Annotated in this window: 7 protein-coding genes; all 7 read right to left on the reverse strand. The window is 63.8% G+C overall.

Going from position 1 to position 6,847, the window contains the following annotated elements; translation table 11 throughout:
* A partial coding sequence (locus VLR48_RS11110; protein WP_325291847.1) for a sodium-dependent transporter occupies positions 1-717 on the reverse strand: 717 nt, incomplete at its 3' end.
* Complete coding sequence (gene glmM / locus VLR48_RS11115) at positions 714-2,084, reverse strand: phosphoglucosamine mutase (RefSeq protein ID WP_325291848.1); 1,371 nt, start codon at positions 2,082-2,084, stop codon at positions 714-716. The genes glmM and VLR48_RS11110, both read right to left, overlap by 4 nt.
* Positions 2,085-2,098: 14 nt before the next feature.
* A complete protein-coding gene (ftsH, locus tag VLR48_RS11120) occupies positions 2,099-4,027 on the reverse strand; it encodes an ATP-dependent zinc metalloprotease FtsH (protein ID WP_325291849.1) in 1,929 nt (642 codons plus the stop codon).
* 83 nt (positions 4,028-4,110) lie between these two features.
* The gene (rlmE, locus tag VLR48_RS11125; RefSeq protein ID WP_325291850.1) at positions 4,111-4,731 is read right to left on the reverse strand and encodes a 23S rRNA (uridine(2552)-2'-O)-methyltransferase RlmE; all 621 of its coding nucleotides are present in this window, start codon (positions 4,729-4,731) and stop codon (positions 4,111-4,113) included.
* A 3-nt stretch (positions 4,732-4,734) separates the two neighbouring features.
* Positions 4,735-5,589 carry a hypothetical protein gene (locus VLR48_RS11130; RefSeq protein ID WP_325291851.1) on the reverse strand — a complete coding sequence of 285 codons (855 nt, stop codon included), beginning with the start codon at positions 5,587-5,589 and terminating at the stop codon, positions 4,735-4,737.
* Positions 5,590-5,801: 212 nt separating this feature from the next.
* Positions 5,802-6,170: a high-potential iron-sulfur protein gene (locus VLR48_RS11135; RefSeq protein WP_325291852.1), complete on the reverse strand. Its 369-nt coding sequence runs from the start codon at positions 6,168-6,170 to the stop codon at positions 5,802-5,804.
* 127 nt (positions 6,171-6,297) lie between these two features.
* Entirely contained in the window at positions 6,298-6,774 is a 477-nt protein-coding gene (locus VLR48_RS11140; RefSeq protein ID WP_325291853.1) for a C40 family peptidase, read from the reverse strand.
* Positions 6,775-6,847: the final 73 nt, after the last annotated feature.

Raw genomic sequence — 6,847 nt, forward strand, 5'->3', positions numbered from 1 at the left:
GAGACTCAGGCTGAAGAATGCCTGCCCCATCGCACTGAGGATCGCCTCGCCGGCCTTGCCCTGAAATTCGGCAAAGTCGGGCTCGAAGAGATAGGCGACCGCCGCGTCGAAATCGCCGGCCTGTACGCCGTATCCGACCATGACCACGAGAAGCACGAACAGCGCCGGCATCAGGATGCGCACGGCCTTCTCCAGTCCGCCGGCGACACCGCGCGCGACCACGACCACCACCATCACCATGAAGATGGTGTGCCAGGCGAGCAGACGCTCTGCGTCCCCGATCAGGCCGGAGAACATCTCGTCGGCACCCGCGCCGTCGATGCCGGTGAACATGCCGGTCGCGGCGCGAAACATGTACCCCATGGTCCAGCCCGCGATCACGCTGTAGAAGGAGAGGATGAGAAAACCCGCGAGGATCCCCATCCAGCCCAACAACTGCCAAGCAGGCGAGCGGCCCTCGGCGCCGGCCAGGACGCGCATAGTATTGATGGGACTGCGCCGACCGCGCCGGCCGAGCATGATCTCGGCCATCATGATCGGAACGCCGATCAGGACGACACAGAGCACATAGACCAACACGAAGGCCCCGCCGCCGTATTCGCCGGCGGTGTAGGGAAAGCGCCAGATGTTCCCGAGACCTACGGCCGATCCGCTCGCAGCCAGGATAAAGGCGAGCCGAGTCGACCACATGCCATGGATGGAACTGGACGCGGTCAAGAGGTCAGCCCGGCCGACGAGGGCGCGATCTGAGCACGCACGACTTCAGCCAGCCACTCGGCAAGACGCCGGACCTCGCTCGCGTCGACACCCTCGACCATGACTCGAACCAATGGCTCGGTCCCGGAGGGGCGCAGCAGAACCCGCCCCCGGCCCGCGAGCGTCTGCTCCGCGGTCTGGACTGCATCCTGCACGGCGGGGAGCCCGACGATATCGCGCTGGGCGTCCAATCGGACGTTGATCAGGATCTGGGGATAAGGCTCGACCTCGGCACAGATCTCGTGCAGCCCTCGGTCGAGCCGTTTGAGTCCGGCCAAGACCTGCAGTGCCGCGACGATGCCGTCACCCGTGCTGGTGCGGTCGCGACAAATGATGTGTCCGGAGGGCTCGCCTCCGAGGATGCCGTCCGAGCGCTTCAGATGCTCCATGATGTAGCGGTCGCCGACCTTGGCCCGCACGAACCCGACACCGAGACGCTGCAACGCATGCTCGAAGCCCAGGTTGCTCATCGGGGTGCCGACGACATCGCCGCGCATCGCCCCGTCGGCAAGACGGTCTTTGGTAATCACATACAGGAGCCGATCGCCGTCGATCAGTTGCCCTTTGCCATCGACCATCAGCACCCGGTCGCCGTCGCCGTCGAAGGCAATGCCCAGATCGGCCCCTTCCTGCACGACCGCCCGGCACAAGGCATCCGGATGGGTGGAGCCGACATCGCGGTTGATGTTGAAACCGTCCGGGTCGGTACCGAGTCGGACGACATCCGCGCCGAGCTCCTCGAAGACATAGGGCGCCGTGTTGTAGGTCGCGCCGTTGGCGCAGTCGACGACGAGCCGCAGGCCGCGAAAATTCATGCTCGTCGGAACGGTGCTCTTGCAGAACTCGATGTAGCGCCCGTTGGCGTCGTCGATCCGCTTCACCTTGCCGAGCGCGGCCGAGTCGACGGTGCGCAGGGGTCGCTCGAGCTCCGCCTCGATTGCTTCTTCGACGTCGTCCGGGAGCTTATCGCCGTCGGCCGAGAAGAACTTGATGCCGTTGTCTTGATAGGGATTGTGCGAGGCGGTGATGACGATGCCGGCCGAGGCGCGAAAGGTGCGGGTCAGATAGGCCACACCGGGCGTGGTCATCGGCCCGAGCAGCCGGATGTTCGCCCCGGCCGCCACCAGGCCCGCCTCCAAGGCCGACTCGAACATGTAGCCCGAGATCCTCGTGTCTTTTCCGATCAGAACCTTCCCGCCATTCCCGTTGCCTTGACCAAAGACCCGTCCCGCCGCCCAACCGAGCTTCAGGACGAAGTCCGGAGTGATCATCCCCTCCCCGACGCGCCCACGGATTCCGTCCGTCCCGAAATAACGACGTCCCGACATACCGTCCTCCTTGACTAATGTTCGCTGGCAGGTCGTCCAAGCGTCCCGTCGTCGGAGCCGGTCTCGGGATCCACTTGTCGGGCACGGTCGGAGCGACGTCCCGCCGGACGGCCGCCGGTTTCTTCGTCCTCCCAGTCGCTCGGCGGACGCGGCGGGCGGCCGGACATGATGTCGTTGATCTGCTCCGCATCGATGGTCTCGTACTTCATCAATGCGGCCGACATGGCGTGCAGCTTGTCCATGTTGGCCACGAGCAGGCCGCGGGCACGCTCGTAGTTGCGCTCGATGACGTTGCGGATCTCCTCGTCGATGAGATGCGTCGTCTCGTCCGATACGCTCTTATGCTGGGTGACCGAGTGCCCGAGGAAGACCTCTTGCTCCTCCTCGCTGTAGGTCAGCGGACCCAGCTTGTCGGACAGGCCCCACTTGGTGACCATATTGCGTGCGATCTCGGTCGCACGATGGATGTCGTTCTGCGCGCCGGTCGTCACGCTCTCCGGGCCGAAGATCAACTCCTCGGCCAGACGTCCGCCGAAGAGGCTCGAGATGCTGCTCTCCAGGCGCTGCTTGCTGTAGCTGAAGCGGTCGTCCTCGGGCAGGAAGAGGGTCACGCCCAGTGCCCGGCCGCGCGGGATGATGCTGACCTTGTGCACCGGGTCATGGTCGGGAACCAGCCGGCCGACGATCGCATGGCCGGACTCGTGATAGGCGGTCAGACGCTTTTCGTCGTCGGACATGACCATGGAGCGACGCTCGGCGCCCATCATGATCTTGTCCTTCGCCTTCTCCATGTCGTCCATGTCGACCATCTTCTTGTTCGACCGAGCGGCAAAGAGCGCGGCCTCGTTGACCAGGTTGGCGAGATCCGCGCCCGAGAACCCGGGCGTGCCGCGCGCGAGGACCGACGCCTTCACGTCCTCGGCCGCCGGGATCTTGCGCATGTGCACCTTCAGGATCTGCTCGCGACCGCGTACGTCGGGGAGCGGGACCACCACCTGGCGGTCGAACCGACCCGGACGCAGCAGCGCCGGATCCAGCACGTCGGGTCGGTTGGTGGCCGCGATGACGATGACGCCCTCGTTGCCCTCGAAGCCATCCATCTCGACCAGGAGCTGGTTCAGGGTTTGCTCGCGCTCGTCGTGACCGCCGCCCAAGCCCGCACCGCGATGCCGACCGACCGCGTCGATCTCGTCGATGAAGATGATGCAGGGCGCATGCTTCTTGGCCTGCTCGAACATGTCGCGCACCCGGGATGCGCCGACACCGACGAACATCTCGACGAAGTCCGAGCCCGAGATGGTGAAGAAGGGCACCTTCGCCTCGCCCGCGATCGCGCGGGCGAGGAGCGTCTTGCCGGTTCCGGGCGGACCGACCATGAGCACACCCTTCGGGATCTTGCCGCCGAGCTTCTGAAATTTGCTCGGATCGCGCAGGAAATCGACCATCTCCGAGACCTCTTCCTTGGCCTCTTCGGCACCCGCGACATCCTGGAAGGTGACCTTGACCTGATCCTCCGAGAGCATCCGGGCGCGGCTTTTGCCGAAGGACATAGCGCCGCGACCGCCGGCACCGCCCTGCATCTGCCGCATGAAGAAGATCCAGATGCCGATGAGGATCAGGAGCGGGAACCAGTTGATCAGGACCTGCATGAGGACGGACTGTTTCTCCGGGGGAGCTGCCTTGATCACGACATCGTGATTCAGGAGGTCGCCCACGAGCCCGTCATCCCCGGGGCTGAAGGTGGTGAACCTCTGCCCGGAGCCGCTGACACCCTCGATCGTACGGCCCTGGATCGTGACCTCCTTGACCTCGCCGCCCCGGACCTGCTCGATGAAATCGGAATAGGTCAGGGTCCGCGGGGGCGTCGGCGCGGTGGTGAAATTATTGAAGACGGACATCAGCACGACGGCGATGACCACCCAAAGAAGTATGTTTTTCGCCATGTCATTCACGGCTGCTTGCCCCTGCTGATGGTGGACCGACGCGATGATGTCGAGGTCGGACGATCGAAACTAGCACCGACGCCTTAAGGATGAAAGCCTTTGGCGACCAGGTAAAGCTCCCGGCTCTGGGATCGAGACGATTTTGGCTTACGACTGACCACTTTGGAGAAGCTCCGTCGCAGCTCGGTCAGGATCTCGTCGAAGCCCGTGCCTTGGAAGACTTTGACGACCAGAGACCCGCCGGGTTGCAGACGCGACCGCGCGAGATCCAAGGCCAGTTCCACAAGGTACATCGAGCGCGGCTGATCCACGACCGTCATGCCGGTTATATTGGGGGCCATATCCGAGAGCACCAGATCGAGCGCCTCGCCGCCCAAGGTCTCGCAGAGCCGCTCGAGCATCTCGGGCTCGCGAAAGTCACCCTGCATGACGACGACGCCGGCCAGCGCATCCATCGGCAGCAGATCGAGCGCAACGACGCTGCCGCGCGGTCCGACAAGGCGCGCGGCGATCTGGGACCAACTGCCCGGAGCGGCCCCCAGATCCAGAACCCGCATCCCGGGCCGAAAGATCCGATCCTTATCCTGGATCTCGAGCAGCTTATAGGCCGCACGCGAACGATATCCCTCGCGCTGCGCACGCTTGACGTAGGGGTCGCTGTGCTGCCGATCGAGCCATTTCCGGCTTGAGGCTGTTTTCGCCATGTCTTAAAGATCGTGCACCCAGGAAAACCGGAAGAATTCGAGCAGCATCCCGGCGATCGCGCCGCCGAACAGACCCCCGAAAATAGCCATCGGAATTCGATCGTGCATGGCCTCGCTCGCGGATTGCCACAGCCCGGCCTCGATGTCGATCAGCGGGCCGATCATCATCCAGACGCTGCCGGCGGCCACACCTGCCAGCGTTGCCATCACCAAGGACTCGATGATGTAGCAGGGCCGCGACTCGCAATGCAACCGATGCGACACCGACAGCCACCAACGCACGGTCGACACATAGAGTACCCCGTTGACGCTGACGAGGAAGGCCAGGACAGCGAAGGACGAGAATGGATTCGGATGCAAGGGCTCGACAAAGGCCAGAAAACCGCCGCAGATCGCACCGGTCGCCAGGCCGGCCATGGTTTTCCCCGGGACATGTCTCGAACAACGTGCGGGGAAGCTCACGGTCAGTCCAACCAAGCCCGCGGCGGCGGCCGCCACCAGAACGACATGGAAGACCGCGATCTGCTCGGCAAAGAGCATCAGAACGAGGACGCCGACCAGAACACCTATACCCGTTGCGATCAGGGCGACCTCACGCGCACCGTAGAGTGCAGCACCCACACCGCCCGCCAGGGCGGCAGCTGCGATGTATGAACCGTGGCCGAAGCCAAGGCCCTGGAATAACTCGGCGAGTCCCGTAAACAAGGGCGCATAGATCATCCCGATCAGTCCCCAGACGATGCCGCGCAGAATCGCAATGCGCCAGCTCGGAGTCGAGACATCGGGAAACCGAGCTGCGCCGCGATAGGGTTGGGCAATCTCGGGGCTTGAGGAAGAGGGTTGTTGCGAGAAGGGCATGAGGGTCACCGGAGAACGTCTTGGAAAGGTCTCGTTCTCAAAATCAATGCAAAAATCTGGCCTAGTGCGATCGGGCAGGTGATCAGGAATTGGCAGGGTTGGCGTGCGGCACGTAATCCTGGGGCGGATTGAGCACCGAAGGTCGGCGATGCAACGAGAAACGGGGCCAAACGGCCCCGTTTCGGACGATCCGAGGAGACTGATCGAGGCGATCAGCCGGCCTTCAGGGTCCAGGACGCGCACCAGCCGTTGACGTTGATCAACTTGCCGGGGAACAGGCTGCAGCCGTGCCACTCTTCGGTCGCACCGGCGACATCGGGGAGGTGGAACTGGCAGTTCTTACAGAACTGCTCGTCGGCAGGCGCACCGGGACGGGCCGCAGCGGCACGGTCGGACTGGGTTGCATCGGCGTTGTACTTGAGCGCGACCGCGGTGGGATCGTTCGCAGCGACTGCGTTCGCAGGCGCTTCAGCGCGCGCGGTGCCGAAGCCGACCAGATTGATGACCGGGATCGCGGCAGCGGTACCCAGCATCACCTTGACAGCGTCGCGACGGCTCGTGCTCATTGGCTTATCGGACATGGTTGTCAACTCCTTCGAATAATTCATTGTGGTGACATCGACACCTCCGGCTGGACCGGAAGCTGTCGCGCATTGTGCTACATTGGTCCGAAAAACGCGAGGGGAAGGCCACGTTCGATCGGGCGTATCAGTCGAGATAGGTCCCGGCCCCCAGATACCTGGCCTGCCAGTATGGCGTCGCGAGCCGATCGAGCCGGACCTGTCGACGCGACGTCGATGCGTGAACAAAGCGCTCCTCGTCCACCATCAGCCCTACGTGATGCTCTCCCGGCGCAATCCGAAAGAAGACGATGTCGCCGGGACGAGGCTGACGGCCGGGAACCGGAGTTGCGGTGCGCAGCTGCTCGGTCGAGACACGCGGGATCTGCACGCCGGCGACATGGTGCGCGTAATAGGTGAGTCCGCTGCAGTCGAGGCCTTCGCCCGGGCTACTCCCGCCGTAGACGTAAGGGGTTCCCACTTGGGACAACCCGGCCAGCACGACGTCGGCGCGCGGTCCTGCGAGGCCGTCACCGCGCTGGGTGGCGCAGCCCGAAAGGATCCCGGACACCAAGCCGGACACCAAGAGGGCGCAGAGGACGCAACCGCCTTGCCATGGCCTCATAATCGACACTCGGTATATTTCGCAATAGACTGTAAAGCAAACTTCTAGACTGCCGACTGCAAGGTGTCAAGTG

This window comes from Thiocapsa sp., assembly GCF_035467215.1.
Lineage (GTDB): Bacteria > Pseudomonadota > Gammaproteobacteria > Chromatiales > Chromatiaceae > Thiocapsa.

What these genes read in the sequence shown, in the direction of transcription:
- VLR48_RS11140 (WP_325291853.1), bottom strand. Translation starts at nt 6,774, where the DNA reads ATGAGGCCATGGCAAGGCGGTTGCGTCCTCTGCGCCCTCTTGGTGTCC.
- VLR48_RS11130 (WP_325291851.1), bottom strand. Translation starts at nt 5,589, where the DNA reads ATGCCCTTCTCGCAACAACCCTCTTCCTCAAGCCCCGAGATTGCCCAA.
- glmM (WP_325291848.1), bottom strand. Translation starts at nt 2,084, where the DNA reads ATGTCGGGACGTCGTTATTTCGGGACGGACGGAATCCGTGGGCGCGTC.
- rlmE (WP_325291850.1), bottom strand. Translation starts at nt 4,731, where the DNA reads ATGGCGAAAACAGCCTCAAGCCGGAAATGGCTCGATCGGCAGCACAGC.
- VLR48_RS11135 (WP_325291852.1), bottom strand. Translation starts at nt 6,170, where the DNA reads ATGTCCGATAAGCCAATGAGCACGAGCCGTCGCGACGCTGTCAAGGTG.
- ftsH (WP_325291849.1), bottom strand. Translation starts at nt 4,027, where the DNA reads ATGGCGAAAAACATACTTCTTTGGGTGGTCATCGCCGTCGTGCTGATG.